Origin of the sequence: Paracoccus fontiphilus (assembly GCF_017356265.1) — a bacterium.
Lineage (GTDB): Bacteria > Pseudomonadota > Alphaproteobacteria > Rhodobacterales > Rhodobacteraceae > Paracoccus > Paracoccus fontiphilus.
In genome coordinates this window covers 1-23,013 of sequence record NZ_JAFNAW010000016.1, presented here as the reverse complement: position 1 = coordinate 23,013, position 23,013 = coordinate 1, and the positions used below count along the sequence as shown (strand labels likewise).

The window sequence follows — 23,013 nt, the reverse complement described above, 5'->3', positions numbered from 1 at the left end:
GGTCCCGATGCGCCGTCCGACCATTGCCGATCTGGCGCGCGAGGCGGGCGTCAGCCTTGCCACCGCCGACCGCGTGCTGAACGGGCGCCTGAAGGTGCGCGAGGAAACCGCGCGGCGCGTGCAGGAGGCCGCGCAGCGCATCGGCTATCACGGCGCGAACGCCATCCGCGCGCGGCTGATGGCCGAACTGCCCGAACTGCATGTCGCGCTGATCCTGCAGAAGGAACGCCACCCCTTCTACCAGGACTTCGCGCGCGAATTCCAGGAGCAGGCGGCCCAGGTCTCCTCGCACCGGCTGCGGGTGACGGTGCGCTTTGCCCAATCCACCCTGCCGGGGGAACTGGAACAGCTGCTGGCCTCGCTGGCGGGCAAGGTGGATGCGGTGGCGGCGACCGGACTGGACCACCACAAGGTCACGGCGGCCGTCGCCGACCTGCGCCTGCGCGGCATCCCGACCTTTTCCCTGCTGTCGGATTTCGCCCAGGGGGTGCGCGAAAGCTATGTCGGCACCAACAACATCAAGGTGGGCCGCTCGGTCGGCTGGCTGATTTCCAAGATCACCAGGAGGCCGGGAAAGGTCGCCGTCTTCATCGGCGGGCACCGCTTTCACGGACACGAACTGCGCGAAACCGGCTTTCGCAGCTATTTTCGCGAATACGCGCCCGAGTTCGAGCTGCTGAACCCCCAGGTCAACCTGGAAACGCGGCAACTGACCTATGAAGCCGTGACCGAACTGCTGGAACGGCACAACGACATCGTCGGCATCTATTGCGCGGGCGGCGGGATGGAAGGCGCCATCGCCGCGCTGCGCGAACTGCGCAAGCCCGGCGACGTGGTCCTGGTGGTGAACGAACTGACGCCGGATTCGCGCGAGGCCTTGCAGGACCGCACGCTGTCGGTCGTCATCAGCACGCCCCTGCGGCAGGTCTGCGAGGAAACCATCGCCCTGATGATCCATGCCCGCGAACACGGGCTGACGGACAATCCCGGCCAGCGTTTCCTGCCCTTCCAGATCTGGACGCCGGAAAGCCTGTGACGCATTTGATGGTAAACCATCATCACGGGCATCATTTTCCATCATGAATGAGGGTTTCGCGGACCACGCCGCGATTGACCGAAGCGCGCGCTTTCGTGATCTTCCTCTTGCGACGAGCCTTGAGGAGAATCGTCGCCGCCTGCCAGAGACCGGACCGACCTGAACCCTGCCGTGGCAGGGGCGATGGCCTGCACCCTTCTGGCGCGAGGTAACGAATAAAGGTGCCCGGTGCACCATCAGTGGAGGGAAGACCATGAAGCGACTGCTGACGGCGACCGCGATCTGCGCGCTGCTGGGAACGGCTGCCCAGGCCGAGAATATCGGGGTATCCATGGCCCTGTTCGACGACAACTTCCTGACCGTCCTGCGCAACGGGATGCAGGACCATGCCGCCACCTTGGACGGCGTGACCCTGCAGATCGAGGACGCGCAGAACGACGTCGGCAAGCAGCTGAACCAGATCCAGAACTTCGTGGCCTCGGGTGTGGACGCGATCATCGTGAACCCCGTGGACACCGACGCCACCGTCGCCATGTCGCAGGCTGCCGCCGACGCGGGCATCCCGCTGGTCTACGTGAACCGCGAGCCGGTCAACGTCGATGACCTGCCCGAGAAGCAGGCCTTTGTGGCCTCCGACGAGAAAGAGTCCGGCACGCTGGAAACCCAGGAAATCTGCCGCCTGCTGAAGGAGGCCGGCAAGACCGAGGCCAAGGCCGTGGTCCTGATGGGCGAGTTGTCGAACCAGGCGGCGCGGATGCGCACCCAGGACATCAAGGACGTGATCGCCACGCCCGAATGCAGCTTCATCACCATCGTCGAGGAGCAGACCGCCAACTGGTCGCGCACCCAGGCCGCCGACCTGATGACGAACTGGATCACCTCGGGCATCGAATTCGACGCGGTGATTTCCAACAACGACGAAATGGCCATTGGCGCGATCCAGGCGCTGAAATCGGCGGGCCGGTCGATGGACGACGTGATCATCGGCGGCGTGGACGCCACGCAGGACGCGCTGGCCGCGATGGAAGCGGGCGACCTGGACGTGAGCGTGTTTCAGAATGCGGCGGGCCAAGGGCAGGGCGCGGTGGACGCCGCCGTCAAGCTGGCGCGCGGCGAGGCCGTGGAAAGCAAGGTCTACGTGCCCTTCGAGCTGGTGACGCCCGCGAACCTTGCCGACTACCAGGCGAAGAACTGAGCCTTTCTGCCGGGGCGGACCCGCGCCCCGGCACCCTTTTCCCCAACCGGAGGACGACCATGGTCAGTCCAAGGACCGCTGCCGCCATCGACCGCGTTCATGCCGCGACCGAGCGCGAGGGTGTCTTGTCGATCAGCGGCATCCGCAAGGAGTTTCCGGGCGTGCTGGCGCTGGATGACGTGCAGCTGCGCATCCGTCCCGGCACCGTCCACGCGCTGATGGGCGAGAACGGCGCGGGCAAGTCCACGCTGATGAAGATCATCGCCGGGGTGTATCAGCCCGATGCCGGGGAAATCCGGCTGCGGGGACAGGTGGTGGCGCTGAAGTCGCCGCTGGACGCGCTGGAACAGGGGATTTCGATGATCCACCAGGAACTGGCGCTGATGAACTGGATGACGGTGGCCGAGAACATCTGGATCCGGCGCGAGCCGAAGAACCGCTTCGGCCTGATCGACCACAACAAGATGGCGCAGATGACCGCCGACCTGTTCGACCGCCTGAACATCAGGCTCGACCCCCGCGCGCAGGTCAGCGAACTGACCGTCGCGCAGAAGCAGATGGTCGAGATTGCCAAGGCGGTCAGCCACAACTCGGACGTCCTGATCATGGACGAACCCACGTCGGCGCTGACCGAACGCGAGGTGGACCACCTGTTCGCCATCATCCGCGACCTGCGGAGCCGCGGCATCGGCATCGTCTACATCACCCACAAGATGAACGAGCTGTTCGAGATCGCCGACGAGTTCACCGTCTTCCGCGACGGCAAGTACGTGGGCACCCACAATGCATCGGATGTGACCCGCGACGACATCATCCGCATGATGGTGGGGCGCGAGATCACCAACATGTTCCCCAAGGTCGACTGCCCCATCGGCGAGACGATCCTGGAGGTCCGCAACCTGACCCTGCCCGGCGTCTTCCACGACGTGTCCTTCAGCCTGCGGCGCGGCGAGATCCTGGGCCTCGCGGGCCTGGTCGGGTCCAAGCGGTCCAACGTGGCCGAGGCGCTGTTCGGCGTGACGCCCGTGGAAAGCGGCCAGATCCTGATCGACGGGCAGGAGGTCGCGATCAGGACCCCCGCCCAGGCCATGGCCCATGGCATGGCCTTCCTGACCGAGGACCGCAAGGAAACCGGCTGCTTCCTGACGCTGGACTGCCTGGAAAACATCCAGTCGGCGCTGATCACCCGCAGCCATGTGAAGAACGGCTTCGTCCAGCAGGCCGAGGTCACCCGCCTGGCCGAGGACATGGCCAAGACCCTGCGCGTCAAGACCCCGAACCTGCAGGAAACCGTGGAAAACCTGTCGGGCGGCAACCAGCAGAAGCTGCTGATCGCCCGCTGGCTGCTGACGAAACCCCGCATCCTGATCCTCGACGAGCCGACCCGCGGCATCGACGTGGGCGCGAAATCCGAAATCCACCGCCTGATCACGGAACTGGCCGCCCAAGGGGTGGCCGTGCTGATGATCTCCTCGGAACTGCCCGAGGTTCTGGGCATGTCCGACCGCATCATGGTCATGCACGAGGGCCACGTATCCGGCTTCCTGGACCGGGCCGAGGCCGACCAGGTCAAGATCATGTCGCTTGCGGCGAAGTAAGGGAACCATTCGCATGAGCAGCCAAGACATCACCGCCCGCGCCGCGCCGCGTTCGCATCGCAAGCTTCCGGCGGAAGTGAACATCCTTCTGGTCCTGATCGGCATCGCCGTGGTCTTCGAGATCCTGGGCTGGATCTTTCAGGGCCAGTCGTTCCTGTTTTCCTGGAACCGGCTCAAGATCATGATCCTGCAGGTGTCCGTGATCGGCATCATCGCCGTGGGCGTGACGCAGGTGATCATCTCGGGCGGGATCGACCTGTCCTCGGGATCGGTGGTGGGCGCGGTGGCGATGGTCGCCATGTCCTTCGCCCAGGTCTCCACCTATGCCCGCGCGGTCTATCCCGCGCTGACCGACCTGCCGATGATCGTGCCCTTGCTGATCGGTCTCGGCTGCGGGGCCGTGGTGGGGCTGATCAACGGCTGGCTGATCGCCTATACCAAGATCCCGCCCTTCATCGCCACGCTGGGCACCATGGTCACGGTGCGCGGCTTTGCCAAGTGGTACACCAAGGGCCAGCCGATCTCGTTCCCGACGGAAGGCTTTGCCTGGATCGGCTCGGGCATGATGCCGGTGGTGATCTTCATCCTCGTGGCCGCGATCTTCCACGTGGCGATGAAATACACCCGCTACGGCAAGTTCACCTATGCCATCGGCGCCAACGCCCAGGCCGCGCGTGTCTCGGGCATCGACGTGGAACGCCACCTGGTCAAGGTCTACGTCATCGCCGCGATGCTGGCCGCCCTGGCCGGGATGGTAGTCGCCGCCCGCGGCCAGACGGCGCAGGCCGGCATGGGCCTCGCCTATGAACTCGACGCCATCGCCATGGCGGTGATCGGCGGCGTGTCCCTGAACGGCGGGCGCGGATCGATCCTGGGGACGGCCATCGGGATGATCATCTTCGGGGTCATCATCTCGGGCTTCACCTTCCTCAGGCTCGACGCCTACTACCAGGAAATGATCAAGGGCGCCATCGTCGTCGCCGCCGTGGTGGCCGATGTCCACCGGCAAAGGAAGCGCCGGAAAACAAGCTGAATCAACGCGCGGCCCGGCTTTCGGACCGCCCCCCGGCTTGCGCCGGTTCACCAGACACGACCAGAACCGACAGGATGCACCCCATGACCAGACTGATCGCCACCACCGCCCTGTGCCTCAGCCTCGCCGCCCCGGCCATGGCCGACACGCAGATCGGCGTTTCCATGACCTCGTTCGACAACCCCTTCCTGACGATCCTTCTGAACGGCATCCGCGCCGAGGCCGAAAAGACCCCCGGCGTCACCCTGTTGGTCGAGGACGCGCAACTGGACGTGGCCAAGCAGTTGAACCAGGTCCAGAACTTCGTGGCCAACGGTGTTGATGCGATCATCGTGAACGCGGTCGACGGCGACAGCACCGCCGCGATCACCGCCGCCGCCACCGGCGCGGGCATCCCGCTGATCTACGTGAACCACCCGCCCGCCGAGCTCGAAACCGGGATGCCCGCCGGCACCGGCTATGTCGGATCGCAGGAAACCGACGCGGGCCGCCTGGAAGCTGCCGCCGTCTGCGAGGCGCTGAAGGGCCGCGAGGACGCCAAGGCCGTGATCCTGATGGGTCCGCTGGAAAACCACGCCGCCCATGTGCGCACGCAGATGGTCGAGGAGGCCTTCGCCACCCCCGAATGCCCGGTCGAGATCGTCGAGAAGCAGGTCGCCAACTGGAATCGCGTGCAGGCGCAGGATCTGGTCACGTCCTGGATGACAGCGGGCCTCGACTTCGATGCCATCGTCGCCAACAACGACGAGATGGCGATCGGCGCGGCTCAGGCTTTGGCCGCCACCACCGGCAAGGGCGACATCGTCATCGCGGGTATCGACGCCACCGCCGACGGGCTGGCCGCGATGGAGGCCGGGCAGATGGACGTGACCGTCTATCAGAACGCCACCGGCCAGGGCGAGCAGGCGGTCCGCGCCGCCGTCGCCGCCGCTGCGGGCGAAACGGTCGAGGCCGAACACTGGATTCCCTTCGAGCCGGTCACCCCCGCCAACATGGCCGGTTACCGCAAGTGACCGGCCTTTGCCGGGCGGGGCGTCTCCTCCTCCCCGCCCCGCCCGGCCCCTGAACCCCATCCCAGAGACGCCCGATGAAACACACGCTTGACCCGCACATGATCCGCCACCTGTCGCTGGAGGACACCGTCCGCAAGGTGGCCGAGCTTGGCTATGACCATGTGGAAATGTCGCCCCGCCCCGACTTCTTCTCGTGGTGGACGCGCCCGAAGCTTTATCCGGAACGGATCAAGTCCTTCAAGCAGGCGCTGCGCGACAACAAGGTGGGTCTGGCCTCGATCCAGCCGATGTACCGCTGGGCCAGCCCCTATCCCGACGAATGGGAGGTGGCGATCGACAACTGGAAGCGCGCCATCGAGTTCGCCGTGGAGCTGGAATGCCCGCTGTTCGTCAGCGAATTCGGTCGCGGCGGCAGCCCCGACCGCAGCCTGAACGACCGATCCGGCCTGCACCGCCCCGAGACCTGCGAGGGCGCGTTCTTCCGCGCCATGGACGTGCTGGTGCCGATCCTGGAGCGCGAGGGCATCACCCTGTCGCTGGAAGCCCACCCCGAGGACTGGCTGGAGGAAATCGCCCCGGCCATGGACATCATCAAGACCATCAACTCGCCCCGCGTGCGCGCGTCCTTCATCGCGCCGCACACCTTCTTCTACGGCCCCGACATGGTGGCGAACCTGCGTGCGACCGAAGGGTATCTGGAGCACGTGCGCCTGGCCGACACCTACGACCACACCAGGTCCTCGCAGCTGCGCTACATCGTCAACCCGCCGGGGTCGAAGGTCCGCGTCCACCAGCACACCGACTTCGGCCAGGGCGAGATCGACTGGGACACGTTCTTCCAGACGCTGGCCGACATGAAGTTCGACGGCGTGCTGTCGAACTGCGTCTTCGCCTGGGAAGACCGCGCCGAGGACAGCGCAAGGTTCATGCTCCGCGAAACCAAGAACTACGTTCAGAAATATTGGAAGTGAGACCCCCCATGACCGTCAGAATTGGTGTCATCGGCACCGGAGCCATCGGCCGCGACCACGCCCGCCGCATCAACCAGGTGCTGCAGGGCGGCACCATCACCGCGCTGTCGGACGTGAACCGCGCCTCCGCCGAGGCCGTCAAGGCCGACATCGCGCCGGACGCCACCGTGTTCGACACGGGCGAGGATCTGATTGCCAGCCCCGACGTGGACGCGGTTCTGGTCACCTCCTGGGGCGCCACGCACGAACAATACGTGCTGGCCGCCATCGCCGCCGGCAAGCCCTGCTTCTGCGAAAAGCCGCTGGCGACCACGGCGGAGGGCGCCAAGCGCATCGTCGATGCCGAGGTGGCGCACGGCAAACGCCTGGTCCAGGTCGGCTTCATGCGCCGCTATGACGAAGGCTACGTAGCGCTGAAAAAGGTCGTGGACGAGCAGATCGGCGCGCCGATCATGATCCACGCCGCGCACCGCAACCCGACCGTGCCGGAAGCCTACACCACCCCCATGGCGATCCACGACACGCTGATCCACGAGATCGACGTGTTCCGCTGGCTGCTGGACGACGACTACGTGTCCGCCCGCGTGACCTTCCCCCGCGCCTGCGCTCGCAGCCATGCGAAACTGCGCGACCCGCAGATCGTGACGCTGACCACCGCCAAGGGCACGGTCATCAACACGGAAATCTTCGTGAACTGCCACTACGGCTACGACATCCAGTGCGAGGTCGTGGGCGAGGACGGCACGGCGAAGCTGCCCGAACCCATGGCGATCCAGACCCGGCTTGGCGCGACGCGGGGCAATCCGATCCTGACCGATTGGAAGGACCGCTTCGTGGCCTCCTATGACGTGGAATTGCAGGACTTCCTGAAGGCCGCCGCGCAAGGCACCGCCTCCGGCCCGACCTCCTGGGACGGCTACATGGCCGCCGTCGCCTCGGACGCCTGCGTCCAGGCGCAGGAAGCCGAAGGCGACAGCATCGCCATCACCTATCCCGACCGTCCCGCCCTTTATGCCCAAGGCTGACCCATGCGCTTTGCCCTGAACCACATCGCCGCGCCCAAGCTGTCGCTGCCCGACTTCTTCGCGGCTGCCCGCGACCTCGGCGTCACCGAGGTCGAGATCCGCAACGACCTGCCCGACGTCGTCGGTACCTGGAACCCCGCCGACGTCAAGGCCGAGGCCGAAAAGGCCGGGGTCACCATCGTCTCGATCAACGCGCTTTATCCTTTCAACGTCTGGAAGGGCGACCTTCCCGCGCGGGCCGAGGCGATGGCCGATTACGCCGCCGCCTGCGGGGCCAAGGCCCTGGTCATGTGCCCGCTGAACGACGGCACGCCCGTGGATTTCGACAGCCTGGTGGGCGCGCTGACCGCCATGAAGACGATTCTGGACACGCGGGGGTTGACCGGGCTGGTGGAACCGCTGGGCTTCCCGATCTCGTCCCTGCGCAGCAAGGCCGAGGCGATCCGAGCCATCGAAGCGGCGGGGGGCGAGAACACCTACAAGCTGATGCACGACACCTTCCACCACCACCTGGCCGGAGAGACCGAGTTCTTCCCGGACTGGACCGGCCTTGTCCACATCTCGGGCGTGACCGACGCCGATGTGGAGGTGGACGACATGCTGGACGCCCACCGGGTGCTGGTGGACGACGCGGACCGGCTGGAAAACCTGCCGCAGATTAAGGAACTGCTGACTGCGGGCTATGACGGCCCGTTCAGCTTCGAGCCCTTCGCCACCGAAGTGCACGAGGCCGCCGACCCCAAGGGCGCGATGAAGGCCAGCATGGACTTCGTGTCCGCAAAGCTTTGACATCAAGACAAGGACCGATCCCATGACCAAGACCCTTGACCTTCTGACCATCGGGCGCAGTTCGATCGACTTGTACGGCGCGCAGGTCGGGGGGCGGCTGGAGGACATGGGGTCGTTCCGCAAGTATATCGGCGGCAGTCCGACGAACATCGCCTGCGGCACGGCGCGGCTCGGGCTGCGGTCCGGGCTGATCACGCGGGTCGGCGACGAGCACATGGGCCGCTTCATCCGCGAGCAGCTGGTGCGCGAGGGGGTGGACGTGCGGGGCGTCGCGACCGATCCCGAGCGGCTGACGGCGCTGGTGATCCTGGGCATCCGCGACCAGGAGCAGTTTCCGCTGATCTTTTATCGCAGCGACTGCGCGGACATGGCGCTGTGCGAGGAGGACATCGACGAGGCGCTGATCGCCGACGCCCGCGCGGTGCTGGCGACGGGCACGCACCTGAGCCATCCGCGCACGGAAGCGGCCGTGATCAAGGCACTGGAACTGGCCCGCAGGCACGGGGCGCGGACGGCGCTGGACATCGACTATCGCCCGAACCTCTGGGGGTTGGCGGGGCATGGGGCAGGTGAAAGCCGGTTCGTGGAAAGCGCGGCGGTCACGGCCAAGCTGCAGGCGACGCTGCCGCTCTTCGACCTGATCGTGGGCACCGAGGAGGAGTTCCACATCGCCGGCGGCTCCACCGACACCATCGAAGCCCTGCGCGCGGTGCGGGCGGTCACCCCCGCCACGCTGGTCTGCAAGCGGGGTGCGGCCGGTGCGGTGGCCTTCACCGGCGCGATCCCCGACAGCCTGGACGACGGCGAGGCTGGCCCCGGTTTCCCCATCGAGGTCTTCAACGTGCTGGGGGCAGGCGACGGCTTCTTCTCGGGCCTGATGAAGGGCTGGCTGGACGGCGAGCCCTGGCCCAAGGCCTTGGAATACGCCAATGCCTGCGGGGCCTTCGCGGTCAGCCGCCACGGCTGCACGCCCGCCTATCCCTCGCTGGCGGAACTCGAGTTCTTCCTCAAGCGCGGCGTGGTCCGGCCGGACCTGAGGAACGACGCGGAGCTGGAGCAGGTGCACTGGGCCACCAACCGCCACCGGCGTACGGGGGGCGACTGGTCCACCATGCGGGTCTTTGCCTTCGACCACCGGATGCAGCTGGAGCAGATGCCCGGCTACACGCCCGCGAAGGGCGGCGCCTTCAAGGAGCTGTGCCTGAAGGCCGCGCTGCAGGTGCAGGGCGGCAAGGCGGGCTATGGCATCCTCTGCGACAACCGCATTGGGCGCGACGCGCTTCATGCGGCCTCGGGCACTGGCCTGTGGATCGGCCGGCCCGCCGAATGGCCGGGATCGCGGCCGCTGGAGCTTGAGCCGGAACTGGGCCTCGACTGCGGCGGCCTGGAGGGATGGGCGCGCGAGAACGTGGTCAAGGTCCTGTGCTTCTGCCATCCGGACGATGACGAGGCAACGCGGGCGGGACAGGAGGAGACCGTCAGGCGCCTGTGGGAGGCCGCGCGGCGCAACGACCTGGAGTTCCTGCTGGAGATCATCCCCTCGAAGGTCGGACCCGTGGACAACGAGACCACCGCCACGCTGATCCGGCAGTTCTATGCGGCGGGCGTTTACCCCGACTGGTGGAAGCTGGAACCGATGACCTCTCCGGTGGCCTGGCGCAAGGCCATCGCGGCCATCGAGGAGAACGATCCCAACACCCGCGGCATCGTGGTCCTGGGCCTGGATGCGCCGGAACAGGAGCTGCAGGGCAGCTTTGCCGTGGCGGCCGCCTTTCCGCTGGTCAAGGGCTTCGCCGTGGGGCGCACCATCTTCGGCGCGGTGGCGCGGGCCTGGCTCGACGGCGACCTGACCGACGACGAGGCGGTCGAGGAGATGGCCCGCCGCTATGGCCGGCTTTGCGCCGTCTGGGACAAGGCGCGCGCGGGCGCAAGGGTGGCGGCATGAACCGGCCCCTGACCATGGGCGACGGGCGCCCCGCCATGACGGATCACGCAAGAGGAGCGGAGATGAGCGGAACGATCAGGCTGACCGCGGCGCAGGCCATGATGCGCTGGCTGTCGGTGCAGATGACGGAAGACGGCGAGCGCTTCGTCGAGGGCTGCTGGGCCATCTTTGGCCATGGCAACGTGGCGGGCATCGGCGAGGCGCTGCACGGCATCGGCGACGCCTTCCCGACCTGGCGGGGCCAGAACGAGCAGACCATGGCCCATGCCGCCATCGCCTATGCCAAGGCCAGCAAGCGGCGGCGGGCGCATGCCGTGACCTCATCCATCGGGCCGGGGGCCACCAACATGGTGACGGCGGCGGCCTTGGCGCATGTGAACCGACTGCCGGTGCTGCTGATCGCGGGGGACGTGTTTGCCTCGCGCCGCCCCGATCCGGTGCTGCAGCAGGTCGAGGACTTCGACGACGGTACGGTATCGGCCAACGACTGCTTCCGCCCGGTGGTGCGCTACTTCGACCGCATCCAGCGGCCCGAGCAGCTTTTGACCGCGCTGCCCCGCGCGCTGCGGGTGATGACCGATCCGGCCAACTGCGGGCCGGTGTGCCTGGCCTTCTGCCAGGACACGCAGGCGGAAGCCTGGGACTGGCCCGAGGCGTTCTTCGAGCCCCGCGTGTGGCGCATCCGCCGCCCCGAGCCCGATGCGGGCGAACTGGCGCGGGTGGCCGACCTGATCCGCGCCGCGAAGCGTCCCGCCATCGTCGCGGGCGGGGGCGTGATCTATTCCGGCGCGGAAGCCGCGCTGTCGGCCTTTGCCGCCCGCCACGGCATTCCGGTGGCCGAGACGCAGGCGGGCAAGTCCGCGCTTGCGCAGTCGGACCCGATGAGCTTCGGGGCCTCGGGCGTCGATGGGTCGGCCGCGGCCAATGCGGTGCTGCGGGAGGCGGACCTGGTGATCGGGGTCGGCGCCCGGCTGCAGGACTTCACCACCGGCTCGCGGACCATGTTCGCGCCGGATGCCCGTCTGGTGGCGATCAACGTCCACGGCTATGACGCGATGAAGCACGGGGCCGAGCCGCTGGTGGCCGACGCCCGCGTGGCGCTGGAGAAGCTGACGGCGGCCTTGGGCGATCACCGCGCGGCCTTCGATCCCGCCCCGCGCGCCGCCTGGCTGGCCGCCGTGGACGCCCATTGCGCGGCGCCCGATCCCGGCAACGACCTGCCCACCGACGCCCAGGTGATCGGCGCCGTGCAGCGCGCCGCGCCCGACGCCATCGCCATGTGCGCGGCAGGCACCATGCCCGGCGCGCTGAAGCTGCTGTGGCAGCCCGTCCAAGGCGGCTATCACATGGAATACGGCTATTCCTGCATGGGCTACGAGGTGGCGGGCGCGATGGGCATCAAGCTGGCCGCCCCTGACCGCGAGGTGATCTGCTTCGTGGGCGACGGCAGCTACATGATGGCCAATTCGGAACTGGCCACGGCGGTGATGCGGCGGGTGCCTTTCACGGTGGTGCTGACCGACAACCGAGGCTACGGCTGCATCAACCGCCTCCAGCAGGTCTGCGGCGGCGCCGAGTTCAACAACATGTACGTGGACTGCAACGTCGCCGACCAGCCACAGATCGACTATGTGGCGCACGCGGCCTCGATGGGCGCGCATGCGGTCAAGGCGGCGGACATCGCCGACCTGGAGGCGCAGGTCGCCGCCGCGCGCAGCCGCGCCATCCCAACGGTGATCGTCATCGACACCACCGCCAAGGACGGCCCCGCCCACGGGCTGACCGAGGAAGCCGGCCACTGGTGGGACGTGGCCGTCCCCCAGGTCGGCGGCCCGCAGCGCCTGCGCGACGCCTACACGACCTATCTGCAAAACGCCGCCAAAGCGCGGCTGGTGAACTGAGGAGGGAACCACCCATGATCCGCTATGGCACCAACCCCATCGCCTGGGCCAATGACGACGACCAGACCATTGGCGCCCATATCCCGACCGAGCAGATCCTGACCGAGGCAGGCCGCATTATCGGCTTCGACGGCATCGAGAACGGCCACCGCTGGCCCGACGATCCCCAGGCGCTGAAGACGCTGCTGGGGGAACACGGGCTGAAGTTCATCTCGGGCTGGTATTCGACGAACCTGCTGGTCGGTTCGGTCGAGGACGAGATCGCCGCCGTGCAGCCGCATCTGGCCAAGCTGAAGGCCAATGACTGCGCCGTCTGCATTGTTTGCGAATGCTCGAACACCGTGCATGGCAATCCCGATGTGCCGGTGAACGACCGCCCCCGGCTGACCGCCGAGGAGATGGTCGCGTTCGGCCGCAAGATGGAGGCGTTCGCGGCCTATCTGGCCTCGCAGGGGATCACCCTGGCCTATCACCACCACATGGGCACGGTCGTGGAATCCCCCGAGGAGATCGACGCCTTCATGGCCGCGACCGGCCCCGCCACGCATCTTCTGTTCGATGCGGGCCATTGCACCTTCGGCGGCGGCGACCCCGAGGCGGTGCTGCGCAGGCACGCCGCCCGCGTGACCCATTTCCACGCCAAGAACATTCGCCGGGACGTCACCCGGCGGGTGCGAGAGGAGAACCTGTCCTTCCTGCAAGGTGTTCTGGCCGGAGCCTTCACCGTGCCGGGCGATCCCGAGGGCGCCATCGACTTCGTGCCGCTGCTGCGCATTCTGGCAGAGCACGGGTATGACGGCTGGCTGGTGATCGAGGCCGAGCAGGACCCCGACAAGCGCAACCCGCTGGAGTATCAGTCGCTGGGTCTGCGCGCGCTGAAGGCCGCCGCAGCCGAGGCCGGGCTGGATCGCGCGGCGGCCGCCTGATCGTTGCATCCCGCGACAGCCGGGGGCCAGCCCCCGGGCCCCCGGGATATTTGCACCAAGGCAAAGGAACTGCCCCGATGAGCCATCTTCTTCGCAAGCCCTTCGGCGCCCATGGCAAGGTGCACGAGATCACCCCGCAATCGGCGGGCTGGCGTTATGTGGGCTTCTCGCTCTATCGCCTGCGTGCGGGCGAGACGGCGACTGACGCCACCGGCGGCAACGAGGCGATCCTTGTCATGGTCGAGGGCAAGGCTCGCATCCAGGCGGCAGGCCGGGACTGGGGCACCCTGGGGGACCGCATGGACGTCTTCGAGAAGACCCCGCCGCATTGCCTGTATGTCCCGGATGGCCAGGACTGGCGGGCCGAGGCCGCGACCGACTGCACCATCGCCGTCTGCACCGCGCCGGGTAGGGGCGTGCATCCCGCCCGGCGGATCGGTCCGGACGGGATCACGCTGACGCAGCGGGGCAAGGGACCCAACACCCGCTGGATCAACAACATCGCCATGGAGGCCGAGGACTGGTGCGACAGCCTGCTGGTGACCGAGGTCTTCACGCCTGCCGGAAACTGGTCCTCGTATCCCAGCCACCGCCATGACGAGGACGACTTCCCCCGCATCACCTACCTGGAGGAAACCTACTACCATCGCCTGAACCCCCGCGACGGCTGGGCGGTCCAGCGAGTCTATACCGATGACGGCAGCCTGGACGAGACCATGGCGGTGAAGGACGGCGACGTGGTGCTGGTGCCGCGCGGCCACCACCCCTGCGGCGCACCCCATGGCTTCGAAATGTACTACCTCAACGTCATGGCGGGACCCCGAAGGGCCTGGCGGTTCGTCGCCGCGCCGGAAGTGGAAGGGGTCATCGCGAAGGACAGCGCATAAGGGCGTCAGCTTGCGGCGCCGCCCCGGTTCTTGCTAGGATCCCGGCAACAACAAGCAGGCAGGGGCAGGCGATGACGATGATCCCAAGGTTTCGCGCGGGGCTGTGCCTTGCCGCGGCGCTGGTGCTGGCGGGCTGCGGCTTTGGCCATCGCATGCCCGAGCATGAATGCATGGAACGGGCGATGTATTTCGAATCGAACCGGTCAAGCCGGGATGGCATGGTCGCGGTGGGCAGCGTGGTCATGAACCGCGTGCAATCGGGCCAGTATCCCCGGTCGGTCTGCGGCGTCGTCGCGCAGAAGAACCAGTTCGCTCCGGGAATCATGAAGCGCAAGATGAACCTCAAGACCGCGCCGAAGGTGCGCGAGGCCGCCCGGTCCGTCCTGCGCGGCGAACGCCATCCTCTGGTCGGCAACGCGATGTTCTTCCACACGGCGGGACACCGCTTTCCCTATGACAACATGCATTACGTCCTTGTGACGGGCGGCAATGCCTTCTACGAAAAGCGCCGGAACTACCTGGTGACGCGCCCAGTCCCGCCGCACCCCATCGAGGGCATCACCGGGCGCTGACCAGCGTGCCGTCCGGGTTGAGATCCAGTCATTCCCCGCGCTCGGCCGAGAGGTAGACCGCCTCCATCAGGTGCATGTCGCGAAGGCCCATTTCGGCCGGGGTCAGGATGTCGATGCCGTCGCGCACCGCCTTGCTGAAATGGTCGATCTCTCCGGTGAACTGCTGCTCGCTGGGGCCGGAGGGCTTGGGCGTTTCCTGCCCCTCGGCCGTCGTGATCGTCAGCCGGTTGCCGCTGTATTCGGTGGCCGGGTCCAGAACCGCGACCGCCTGGCTGCCCCACAGGTCGATGCGCTTCTTGTTTGCGACATAGCCCGAGGAGATGCTGGCCCGGCGCCCCGATGGAAACACCAGCTGCACCTGCGCGATGGCCTCGACCTCGCCGAAGCGGCCATCGGGGGTTTCGGGCGAGAAGGTCGTGGCGATCAGGCGTTGGGGAACCTCGTCCAGCAGCCAGATCAGGCCGTTCAGGGAATAGATGCCGATGTCCATGAACGATCCGCCGCCCGCCAGGTCCCGCACCATCCGCCATTGGTCGCGTTCGACGGAGGGGTCCAGGGGCCGGTGATGGTCCGAGGTCGCATACCAGATGTCACCCAACTCGCCCTTCTGCACCATTTCCTTCAGCGCGGTGTTGTTCGGTTCGAAATGGGCGCGATAGGCGATCATGATCTTGCGGTCGGCCGCCTTGGCCGCGTCCATCATCCGCCGGGCCGCGGCGGAATTGTGGGCGAAGGGCTTTTCGCAAAGGACGTGCTTGCCGGCTTCCAGCGCGGCGATGACGTTTTCCTCGTGGATGGCATTGGGCGTGATGACATAGACGATGTCGATGTTGTCGTTATCCGCCAGCCCCTGCATTCCGTAGTCGTGGATCGCATCCCTTGGCACACCCCAGGCGGTGCCCACGGCCATCGCCTTGTCGCGGTTGCCCGAGATCAGTCCGGTCAGCTTCCCTTCGGACGACTGCCCGATGGCAGGGATCGCGTAGTTCTGCGCGAAATGGCCCAACCCGCAGACCGCCCAGCCAAGCCGGTTTTCCGGCGCCGTGGGGCGCGGGGCGGCGTCCAGGTCCGGTTCGGGGCGGCCGGCCGCGTGGCGTTCCAGCGGATCGGCGGGCGGGGTCTGCCCGGTGCCGATGGCGCGCCCGGCCGTCTGGGCCAAGGCTTGCGTGCCGCCCAGGCCAAGCGCCAGGGTGCCCACGCCGGCCCCTGCAGCCGAGGTACGCAAGAAGCCGCGCCGCGAAACGGTGGGGATGTCCATCATCAGAGCTCCGTGATTGGCAGGCCGGTCCAAAAGGGGGCGGGGAACAGGATCAGACCGACGAGGGCTGGAAGCGCTGCAAGGTCACTTCCAGCGGCGTGGCACCCCCGGTCCCGGCAAAATCCCGGTCCTGGGGCTGGATGTTCTTGACCATGACCCTTTCGGTCTTGCCGTCGATCTCGATCTCGCCCTTGTGAAGCCGGTCAAGGCCTTCGGCGTCGACCCCGGCCTCGGTCCGGAACCGGATGTAATCGCCGCCGGCCTCGGCCGTCCCGTCAAGGGGCGGCAGGCCGTCGAGTGTCAGTGTGGCCTTGGTCATCTGCGTCTCCCATCCGTGGCTGACGGGACAACCCGGAGACCGCCCCGGGTGTTCCCGACGCCAAGGCCGGGATGCCAAGGGGACAGGGATCGGTCGGGTCAGCCCAGAAGGTTCGTAGCCGGATTGTCGGCGATCTCGACATCCGCGTAGTAGCGCTGGGCCTGCGCCGGGCTGCGGTGCAGCGACAGGGCCATGGCGGCGGGAAGCGGTGCGCCGTCAAGGGCGGCCTGGGTCAGAAAGCCTGACCGCAGCCCGTGCGCGCTTGCGAAATCGGGGGGATAGCCCGCCAGAACCAGCCGGTGGCGGATGATCTCGCGGACCCCTTCGGGCCCAAGGCGGCGCTTCAGCACCCGGTCGGACAGGCTGACGGGGCGGAACAGGGGGCCGTTTTCGACCCGGGCCACCGTGATCCAGGCCATCACCGCGCGGGCCGGGCGGCCCTTCAGCGGCAGGCGCGGGGCCAGGTCGGGGCCGGTGGTCTTGGTCGAAAGCAGCCGGACCCGCAGCAAACCCCGCGCATCGAAGTCGCGGCTGTCCACGTCGTCGAGGTTCAGGGCCGAAATCTCGGACCGGCGGCGCCCGCCCGAGGCCCAGCCCAGCATCAGCACGGCCTTGTCGCGCAATCCGCGGTGGCTGTGATCGCAGGTGGCCAGCATCGCCTCCAGCACGGGGCGGGTGATCGGGTTGCCGGACTTGCGCGCCCTTGGCCGTGCCGCCGCGCGCCGCGCCCGGGCGCGCGCCTGCGAGACAAGCGGCGCATCGAAGGGCGAGGGCAGGTTCTGCATCCGGTGAAAGGCCCGCCAGCTGGCGATGCGCCGGTCCAGCGTCGCGGGCGCGGGGCAGGCCAGCGACCGCCGCAGCCCCCCCGCGACAAGCACGAGGGCTGCGTCCCGCGCCGCGCCGGGCGTGTCGGTCAGGTCCTGCGAATGATCCAGCAGGAAGCGCAGGGCCACCGCCTCGGATTCCGGCCAGTCGAGCGGCCGGTCCAGGGCCGCCTGCTTCCACGCGGCGATATAGGCGAGATCGCGTTCCCAGGCCCGCAGCGTATTGGCGGGCGTGCCGCGCCGGTAAAGCGCGCTCAGCGCGTCGGCCTGGTCGGCGGACAGGGACAGGGGGGCAAGGGGCAGGTCCATGGCGACAGGATGCGGCGGATCGCGGGGCCGGTGCAACCCTACCAGGGCAAGGGACTGCCGAACCGGTCCAGGAAGCTGCCGCTGTGGCTCGGTTCCAGGTGGTCGATGGTGTCAAGCAGCGCGGCTGCCGCTTCGGCGGGTTCCTGGACCTGCAGCCCGGTCTTGGCGAACTTTCGGGACAGGCCGGTCGAGACCGTGCCGGGATGGAAGGCCACGCAGATCGCCCTGGGATGTGTGCGGCGCAGTTCCACCGCGGCCGTGCGCAGGATCTGGTTCAGCGCGGCCTTGGACGCGCGATAGGAATACCAGCCGCCCAGGCGATTGTCCCCGATGCTGCCCACCTTGGCCGAAAGGACGGCAAAGACCACCCGGCGTTCCCGGGGCATCACCGGCAGGAAGTGGCGCAGGACCAGCGCGGGACCGATGGCGTTCACGGCAAAGGCTGCGGCCATCGCGCCGGCGTCCAGGGCGCGGATGGTCTTTTCGGGCTCCATCCCCGGACGGTGCAGGACGCCCGTCGCGACCACGATCATCGAAGGAACCCCGGCATCGGCCACCACCCGCGCGGCACGGGCAATGCTGGCCTCGTCCGTGAGATCCAGTTCGGGACGCGAGAACCCGATTGCCGCATGAAATCGGCCGCGATCCCGCAGCCGGTCCAGGATCGCGGCACCGATGCCGCCCGATGCGCCGATGACAACCGCCACGCCGTCACGATCAGGACTGTCCGTCATCGTTCCGGCCTTTCCTTGCCCGCCCGCGATGGGGGCCATCAGCAAAGCCATACCGGAGCGAGCCGAAGTGTTGAAGGGGCCGCCGGCTGGCGGCCCCGGACGATCTCAGCCGATCTGCTCGGACTGCGCGCCGCTTTTGGGCTTGGCCATGCCCAGGTTCGGCACCTGGTCCGAGGGGTGCAGCTTGCCCGTGGTGAAGGTGCCCTTGCCGTCGATCGACGGGCCCTCGCCCCAGCGGCCGGGCGCCGGCGCGCTGCCATCCGCCTGGAAGCCCAGGTAGGCGTAGCTGAACTCGGTCTTTTCCTCGGCCTGCGGATGGCTGTTGGGGATCGGGAAGGCGCCGGTCATGCCGCCCAGTTCCTCCAGCGCGGCCAGCCACTGGTTCTGGTGCATCGTGTCGCGGGCGATCAGGTATTGCAGCATGTCCTTCATGCCCGCGTCGTCGGTCATGTTGTAAAGACGCACGGCCAGCGTCCGGCCCGTCGATTCGGCGGCGACATTGGCGGTCATGTCGGCGGCGATGTTGCCGCTGGCATAGATGTGGGACATGTCGAAGGGCACGCCGTCGCTGTCCACCGGCATGGCCGACAGACCCGCCGACAGAAGGTTCTTGAGGTTCATGCCCCCCATGATCGCGCCCACCGCGCGGTCGGTGGCGGCCATTTCCTCTTTCATCGACAAGGGGGCGCCTTCCAGGTTCATGGCGACGGCGGTGGCCAGCATCTCGATATGGCCCAGTTCCTCGGCCGCGGTGTTCATCAGAAGGTCGCGGAACTTGGGGTTGCCGCGCGCGCCGCAAGCCTGGAAGAAGTATTGCATCGCCACGCGGATCTCGCCCTCGACGCCGCCGATGGCCTGTTGAAGGGCACGGGCAAAAAGCGGATTCGGGCTGTCGACGCGAACGGGATATTGCAGCTTGTTGTCGGTATAGAACATCACGGTTTCCTGCTTTGTGGCATGAGGGATGTGCCGCGTCCTTGTGTGCTGGGGATCGGGTGGCGCCTGGCGCCTGCCCCGCTGCGGCCCTTGTGCAACCGGCCTGTGCCGTGCTTGTTCCCGCATCGGGCCCGCCTTAAACCTTTATCATCCCGGTCGCCCGCAAGGCGGTGTCCGCGTCTGGACAGTCGGGATTGCGTCAGGCCGGGACGGACGCCAGGTCGCGCAGGCCGTCTTCGGTCAGCTGGCGTCCCAGGCGCATCCGGTGTTCAAGCCTGTCCAGGCCATAGTCGAAGGCCTTGCCTGCGAAACCGTCCTCCGGGTCCGTCAGGACGATGTGCCGGAACCGGCGGTCCCGAAGGTTGCAGCTGTCGATGATGCGGGCGGACTGCCCGGCGAAGACCAACTCCTGCGCGCGGCAGGCAATGCCGTCCATGGTGCGGGACAGCGGCTTGCGAAGTTCATAGAGATCCAGCGCCAGGATCAGGGCATCGCCGGGTCGGTCCAGAAGGGGCCGCAGCGGCAGGTTCTCGCATGTGCCCGGATCGAAGAAATGGCTGCCGCCGATCTCCACCGGGCTGAACAGGATCGGCAGGGCGGTGCTGGCCATGACGTGGTCCACCGTCAATGGCGCCTCGCTGTTGCGGAAGGCGACAATCCTTCCGGTCTCGGCGTCCAGGGCTGTCAGCGTCACCTCGATGTCGCCCCCGTTCAGGCGGTCGAAGTCGATCATCCCCTCCAGCAGGCGCTGCATCCGCTGCCGGCGGAACAGCGCGTTGTCGGGGGGCATTCCGGGAAGGATCTCGAAGGCGCCCGGCCAGGCGGGCACGAACAGGGACGGATGGCCCCAGGCCAGGGTCCGGGTGACAGCGGTTCGCCTGCCCAGAAAGGCCCGCCGTTCGCCGATCAGCGACAGGAACCGCCCCAGCGCCTCGCTGCGCCGGTCCGGTGAATTGCCGGCGATCAGGGCCGCGACAATCGCGCCGATCGAGGCGCCCGCCATGCGCGTGACGCGCAGCCCGGACGCCTCGATGGCCTGCCAGGCGCCGACGTGGAAGGCGCCAAGTGCGTTCCCGCCGGCAAAGCAGAGCCAGGTTTCCACGCGGTCAGCCCATCCGCTGCTGGATGGCGCGCAGCATCGACATGTGGGAATCGATGGCCGGCACCGCCACGATCGAGGCGCCCTGGGCCTTGGGATCGCCGCCGCTTGCGGCATAGGTAGAGTGAAGGGCGTGCAGTTGTTCGTGGCCGGTCATCTGCCCTTCAAGGTATTTCATGTCGAACTCGGGCCCGGCCGGAAGGGCGGTCAGTTCCTCCAGCATGGCGGCGTGTTCGGTCGTCAACTGCTCTGACGGCGATGCGCCGAAGGCCAAGGCTACGGCTTCCTGCTCGGACACCTCGAGGGTGGCGAAGGCCTTGACGGCCGGGTCGGTCGCCCGGTCGGCGGCCAGGCGGCTGGTCATGAGAGAGAAGTTGCCGGCCAGCAGGATGTCCTGCTTTTCCGCGTCGGGGGCGGCTTGCGCAAAGGCGAGCTTGGCGACGGGCATCACGGCGGCAAGGGCGCCGGCGGCGAAAAGCGTTCTACGTTCCATCCTCGGTCTCCTGTCATGGGACAGCACGCCAACAGGCCCGAGGCGGTTATGTTCCGCATGTTGATTTTTGCTAATGAACAGGAACGGGCACGGGAAACCGGCCGCCATGGAAGATCCTCGATGGCGGCCGCCACCCTGCTTGACGAGAGCCGGGGACCCGTGACGGTCAGGCCCGCTGGCCGCCCATCGTGGCGATGTCCATGACGAAGCGGTATTTCACGTCGCCCTTCAGCATCCGCTCGTAGGCTTGTTCGATCTCGTCGGCGCGGATCATCTCGATGTCGGCGGTGATGCCGTGTTCCGCGCAGAAATCCAGCATCTCCTGCGTCTCGGGGATGCCGCCGATCATCGACCCCGCCAGGGAACGGCGGCGCATGATCAGGTTGAAGACATTGGGCGAGGGGTGCGGCGTCGCGGGCGCGCCCACCAGCGTCATGGTGCCGTCACGCTTGAGTAGCGCCAGGAACGCGTCCAGGTCATGGGGGGCCGCGACCGTGTTCAGGATGAAGTCGAAGCTTTGCGCGTGCGCCGCCATCTCGTCGGCGTTGCGCGACACCACCACCTCGTCGGCGCCGAGCGCCCTGGCGTCGGCGGTCTTCTCGGGCGAGGTGGTGAAGGCCACCACATGCGCGCCCATCGCGTGCGCCAGCTTCACGCCCATGTGGCCGAGGCCCCCGATGCCCACCACGCCGACCTTCTTGCCCGGCCCCGCGCCCCAGTGGCGCAGGGGCGACCAGGTGGTGATGCCCGCGCACAGCAGCGGGGCCACGGCGGCCAGTTGATCCTCGGGGTGGGTGATCTTCAGGACGTAGCGCTCGTGGACCACGATCTGTTGCGAATAGCCGCCCAGCGTGTGGCCCGGCGCATCGGCGGTGGGGCCGTTGTAGGTGCCGACCATGCCGTCGCAATAGTTCTCCAGCCCCTCGGCGCAGTCGGGGCAGTCCTTGCAACTGTCCACGATGCAGCCGACGCCGACCAGGTCGCCCGGATTGTGGGCGGTGACATGGGCGCCGACCTCCACCACGCGGCCGACGATCTCGTGGCCCGGCACGCAGGGGTAAAGCGTGCCTGCCCATTCGCTGCGCGCCTGGTGCAGGTCGGAATGGCAGATGCCGCAAAAGACGATCTCGATGCGCACGTCATGGGCGCCCACCGCGCGGCGGGTGATCTCCATGCGGTCCAGCGGCTGGTCGGCGGCAGGCGTGCCATAGGCAAGAATGGTCATGCAAAATCCTTTGGAAAAGTCGGACGGGCCCCGTCCGGTCAGGTTCGGTCCGTTTCGCTGGGCGGGGCCGGCTTGGTGGGGTCCTGATAACCGGCATGTTCATCCTGGGGAATGGTGTGCCCGGTGTCGCGCGTCGTGCCGCGGATGCCGTCGGGCAGGACGCCGCCGCCCTTCCTTTGCGCCGCCGCGTCGTTCCCGGTGTCCCGGATCGTTTCCCTGTCGTCAGCCATGTCGACCTCCTTAGCTTGTGGCCGGCCGTTTCGACCGGACAGGAAGCCGAACACGATCGGGCAGGGGTTTGTTCCCGGATGCCGGACCCCCGGTTTCCGGCGCAAGGGCGATGACGGTCCCTCACCGGGAACATTTTGCCCGGTTCGATGTTCCAGAACCGGCTTTTCTGGAGGAGTCTGACATGGCCACTGAACACGACGACAGGATTCGGCAACGCGCCCACCAGTTGTGGGAGGAACAGGGTCGTCCCGAAGGCAAGCACGCCGAGCATTGGGAACAGGCCAGGACCGAGATCGGCAATGACGAGACACTGATGGACCGCCTGCGCGAGGACCCGCCCGAAGCCAGGCGCGGCACGGTCGAATCCGAGCTGACACGGCGCCAGCAGGACGACCTGAACCCGCACCAAAGCGAAACCTGAACGGTCGCCCCGGCGGTCCGGGCGGCACGCGACCCCTCCCGAACCGGCGTACCAGCCTTGCGCCGATGCTCCTTGACGGGCAGTCTGGAGCAATCAACGGTGGAGGCGACGATGACCCGTGCAACCCTGGTAATCGCGCTGCTTCTGGGCAGCGCCACCGCCGGCCTGTCGCAGCAGGCGACGGATGCCGTGGCCCCCGAGGCGGCGACCGCCCTCGCGACCGCCGCCGACGGCTTCGGCCCGCTGGGCGATGCGGCGCTGTCTCTTATACAC

Annotated in this window: 23 protein-coding genes; 14 read left to right on the top strand and 9 right to left on the bottom strand. The window is 67.6% G+C overall.

Annotation, left to right across the window (positions count from 1 at the left end; translation table 11 throughout):
* Window positions 1–7: 7 nt before the first annotated feature.
* The 13 genes from J0F76_RS07905 (at window position 8) to J0F76_RS07845 (ending at window position 14,891) form a co-directional block, all read left to right on the top strand.
* Complete coding sequence (locus J0F76_RS07905) at window positions 8–1,036, top strand: LacI family DNA-binding transcriptional regulator (protein ID WP_207467580.1); 1,029 nt, start codon at window positions 8–10, stop codon at window positions 1,034–1,036.
* Between the two features lie 253 nt (window positions 1,037–1,289).
* The gene (locus tag J0F76_RS07900; RefSeq protein ID WP_207467578.1) at window positions 1,290–2,231 is read left to right on the top strand and encodes a sugar ABC transporter substrate-binding protein; all 942 of its coding nucleotides are present in this window, start codon (window positions 1,290–1,292) and stop codon (window positions 2,229–2,231) included.
* 59 nt (window positions 2,232–2,290) lie between these two features.
* Complete coding sequence (locus J0F76_RS07895) at window positions 2,291–3,829, top strand: sugar ABC transporter ATP-binding protein (protein ID WP_207467576.1); 1,539 nt, start codon at window positions 2,291–2,293, stop codon at window positions 3,827–3,829.
* Between the two features lie 13 nt (window positions 3,830–3,842).
* Window positions 3,843–4,862 (top strand): ABC transporter permease, encoded by a 1,020-nt coding sequence (locus J0F76_RS07890; RefSeq protein WP_207467575.1) that lies wholly within the window; start codon window positions 3,843–3,845, stop codon window positions 4,860–4,862.
* Window positions 4,863–4,945: 83 nt separating this feature from the next.
* Window positions 4,946–5,875: a substrate-binding domain-containing protein gene (locus tag J0F76_RS07885; protein ID WP_207467573.1), complete on the top strand. Its 930-nt coding sequence runs from the start codon at window positions 4,946–4,948 to the stop codon at window positions 5,873–5,875.
* 74 nt (window positions 5,876–5,949) lie between these two features.
* Window positions 5,950–6,846, top strand: a complete 897-nt coding sequence (locus tag J0F76_RS07880; protein WP_207467571.1) for a sugar phosphate isomerase/epimerase family protein — start codon at window positions 5,950–5,952, stop codon at window positions 6,844–6,846.
* Window positions 6,847–6,854: 8 nt separating this feature from the next.
* On the top strand, window positions 6,855–7,871 hold the full coding sequence (locus J0F76_RS07875; protein ID WP_207467569.1) for a Gfo/Idh/MocA family protein: 1,017 nt from the start codon (window positions 6,855–6,857) through the stop codon (window positions 7,869–7,871).
* Window positions 7,872–7,874: 3 nt separating this feature from the next.
* Window positions 7,875–8,660 (top strand): TIM barrel protein, encoded by a 786-nt coding sequence (locus tag J0F76_RS07870; protein WP_207467567.1) that lies wholly within the window; start codon window positions 7,875–7,877, stop codon window positions 8,658–8,660.
* Between the two features lie 22 nt (window positions 8,661–8,682).
* Complete coding sequence (locus tag J0F76_RS07865; protein ID WP_207467565.1) at window positions 8,683–10,605, top strand: bifunctional 5-dehydro-2-deoxygluconokinase/5-dehydro-2-deoxyphosphogluconate aldolase; 1,923 nt, start codon at window positions 8,683–8,685, stop codon at window positions 10,603–10,605.
* 62 nt (window positions 10,606–10,667) lie between these two features.
* Entirely contained in the window at window positions 10,668–12,506 is a 1,839-nt protein-coding gene (gene iolD, locus J0F76_RS07860; protein WP_207467713.1) for a 3D-(3,5/4)-trihydroxycyclohexane-1,2-dione acylhydrolase (decyclizing), read from the top strand.
* A 14-nt stretch (window positions 12,507–12,520) separates the two neighbouring features.
* A complete protein-coding gene (gene iolE / locus J0F76_RS07855) occupies window positions 12,521–13,432 on the top strand; it encodes a myo-inosose-2 dehydratase (RefSeq protein WP_207467563.1) in 912 nt (303 codons plus the stop codon).
* 77 nt (window positions 13,433–13,509) lie between these two features.
* Window positions 13,510–14,319 carry a 5-deoxy-glucuronate isomerase gene (gene iolB / locus J0F76_RS07850; RefSeq protein WP_207467561.1) on the top strand — a complete coding sequence of 270 codons (810 nt, stop codon included), beginning with the start codon at window positions 13,510–13,512 and terminating at the stop codon, window positions 14,317–14,319.
* A 71-nt stretch (window positions 14,320–14,390) separates the two neighbouring features.
* A complete protein-coding gene (locus J0F76_RS07845; protein WP_207467559.1) occupies window positions 14,391–14,891 on the top strand; it encodes a cell wall hydrolase in 501 nt (166 codons plus the stop codon).
* 28 nt (window positions 14,892–14,919) lie between these two features.
* Here J0F76_RS07845 and J0F76_RS07840 read toward each other — a convergent pair whose 3' ends face one another.
* From J0F76_RS07840 to J0F76_RS07800, 9 genes are all read right to left on the bottom strand, one after another.
* Complete coding sequence (locus J0F76_RS07840) at window positions 14,920–16,152, bottom strand: Gfo/Idh/MocA family protein (protein ID WP_207467557.1); 1,233 nt, start codon at window positions 16,150–16,152, stop codon at window positions 14,920–14,922.
* A gap of 49 nt (window positions 16,153–16,201) precedes the next feature.
* Window positions 16,202–16,468, bottom strand: coding sequence for a hypothetical protein (locus J0F76_RS07835; protein WP_207467555.1), 267 nt, complete (start codon window positions 16,466–16,468; stop codon window positions 16,202–16,204).
* Between the two features lie 98 nt (window positions 16,469–16,566).
* Window positions 16,567–17,601 carry a tyrosine-type recombinase/integrase gene (locus J0F76_RS07830; protein WP_207467553.1) on the bottom strand — a complete coding sequence of 345 codons (1,035 nt, stop codon included), beginning with the start codon at window positions 17,599–17,601 and terminating at the stop codon, window positions 16,567–16,569.
* Window positions 17,602–17,639: 38 nt separating this feature from the next.
* Window positions 17,640–18,335, bottom strand: a complete 696-nt coding sequence (locus J0F76_RS07825) for an SDR family NAD(P)-dependent oxidoreductase (protein ID WP_207467551.1) — start codon at window positions 18,333–18,335, stop codon at window positions 17,640–17,642.
* Window positions 18,336–18,440: 105 nt separating this feature from the next.
* On the bottom strand, window positions 18,441–19,271 hold the full coding sequence (locus tag J0F76_RS07820) for a manganese catalase family protein (protein ID WP_207467549.1): 831 nt from the start codon (window positions 19,269–19,271) through the stop codon (window positions 18,441–18,443).
* Window positions 19,272–19,470: 199 nt separating this feature from the next.
* Window positions 19,471–20,373, bottom strand: a complete 903-nt coding sequence (locus J0F76_RS07815) for a patatin-like phospholipase family protein (protein ID WP_207467547.1) — start codon at window positions 20,371–20,373, stop codon at window positions 19,471–19,473.
* Window positions 20,374–20,377: 4 nt separating this feature from the next.
* Window positions 20,378–20,863 carry a DUF4142 domain-containing protein gene (locus tag J0F76_RS07810; RefSeq protein ID WP_207467545.1) on the bottom strand — a complete coding sequence of 162 codons (486 nt, stop codon included), beginning with the start codon at window positions 20,861–20,863 and terminating at the stop codon, window positions 20,378–20,380.
* Window positions 20,864–21,029: 166 nt separating this feature from the next.
* Complete coding sequence (locus J0F76_RS07805) at window positions 21,030–22,088, bottom strand: NAD(P)-dependent alcohol dehydrogenase (protein WP_207467543.1); 1,059 nt, start codon at window positions 22,086–22,088, stop codon at window positions 21,030–21,032.
* Between the two features lie 38 nt (window positions 22,089–22,126).
* The gene (locus tag J0F76_RS07800; protein ID WP_207467541.1) at window positions 22,127–22,318 is read right to left on the bottom strand and encodes a hypothetical protein; all 192 of its coding nucleotides are present in this window, start codon (window positions 22,316–22,318) and stop codon (window positions 22,127–22,129) included.
* 182 nt (window positions 22,319–22,500) lie between these two features.
* On the opposite strand from J0F76_RS07800, the gene J0F76_RS07795 reads away from it, so the two are divergent.
* Entirely contained in the window at window positions 22,501–22,740 is a 240-nt protein-coding gene (locus J0F76_RS07795; protein WP_207467539.1) for a DUF2934 domain-containing protein, read from the top strand.
* The last annotated feature ends 273 nt before the right edge of the window (window positions 22,741–23,013 follow it).

Coding starts and splice junctions, on each gene's coding strand:
- J0F76_RS07905 (WP_207467580.1), top strand. CDS start 8: ATGCGCCGTCCGACCATTGCCGATCTGGCGCGCGAGGCGGGCGTCAGC.
- J0F76_RS07900 (WP_207467578.1), top strand. CDS start 1,290: ATGAAGCGACTGCTGACGGCGACCGCGATCTGCGCGCTGCTGGGAACG.
- J0F76_RS07895 (WP_207467576.1), top strand. CDS start 2,291: ATGGTCAGTCCAAGGACCGCTGCCGCCATCGACCGCGTTCATGCCGCG.
- J0F76_RS07890 (WP_207467575.1), top strand. CDS start 3,843: ATGAGCAGCCAAGACATCACCGCCCGCGCCGCGCCGCGTTCGCATCGC.
- J0F76_RS07885 (WP_207467573.1), top strand. CDS start 4,946: ATGACCAGACTGATCGCCACCACCGCCCTGTGCCTCAGCCTCGCCGCC.
- J0F76_RS07880 (WP_207467571.1), top strand. CDS start 5,950: ATGAAACACACGCTTGACCCGCACATGATCCGCCACCTGTCGCTGGAG.
- J0F76_RS07875 (WP_207467569.1), top strand. CDS start 6,855: ATGACCGTCAGAATTGGTGTCATCGGCACCGGAGCCATCGGCCGCGAC.
- J0F76_RS07870 (WP_207467567.1), top strand. CDS start 7,875: ATGCGCTTTGCCCTGAACCACATCGCCGCGCCCAAGCTGTCGCTGCCC.
- J0F76_RS07865 (WP_207467565.1), top strand. CDS start 8,683: ATGACCAAGACCCTTGACCTTCTGACCATCGGGCGCAGTTCGATCGAC.
- iolD (WP_207467713.1), top strand. CDS start 10,668: ATGAGCGGAACGATCAGGCTGACCGCGGCGCAGGCCATGATGCGCTGG.
- iolE (WP_207467563.1), top strand. CDS start 12,521: ATGATCCGCTATGGCACCAACCCCATCGCCTGGGCCAATGACGACGAC.
- iolB (WP_207467561.1), top strand. CDS start 13,510: ATGAGCCATCTTCTTCGCAAGCCCTTCGGCGCCCATGGCAAGGTGCAC.
- J0F76_RS07845 (WP_207467559.1), top strand. CDS start 14,391: ATGACGATGATCCCAAGGTTTCGCGCGGGGCTGTGCCTTGCCGCGGCG.
- J0F76_RS07840 (WP_207467557.1), bottom strand. CDS start 16,152: ATGATGGACATCCCCACCGTTTCGCGGCGCGGCTTCTTGCGTACCTCG.
- J0F76_RS07835 (WP_207467555.1), bottom strand. CDS start 16,468: ATGACCAAGGCCACACTGACACTCGACGGCCTGCCGCCCCTTGACGGG.
- J0F76_RS07830 (WP_207467553.1), bottom strand. CDS start 17,601: ATGGACCTGCCCCTTGCCCCCCTGTCCCTGTCCGCCGACCAGGCCGAC.
- J0F76_RS07825 (WP_207467551.1), bottom strand. CDS start 18,335: ATGACGGACAGTCCTGATCGTGACGGCGTGGCGGTTGTCATCGGCGCA.
- J0F76_RS07820 (WP_207467549.1), bottom strand. CDS start 19,271: ATGTTCTATACCGACAACAAGCTGCAATATCCCGTTCGCGTCGACAGC.
- J0F76_RS07810 (WP_207467545.1), bottom strand. CDS start 20,863: ATGGAACGTAGAACGCTTTTCGCCGCCGGCGCCCTTGCCGCCGTGATG.
- J0F76_RS07805 (WP_207467543.1), bottom strand. CDS start 22,088: ATGACCATTCTTGCCTATGGCACGCCTGCCGCCGACCAGCCGCTGGAC.
- J0F76_RS07800 (WP_207467541.1), bottom strand. CDS start 22,318: ATGGCTGACGACAGGGAAACGATCCGGGACACCGGGAACGACGCGGCG.
- J0F76_RS07795 (WP_207467539.1), top strand. CDS start 22,501: ATGGCCACTGAACACGACGACAGGATTCGGCAACGCGCCCACCAGTTG.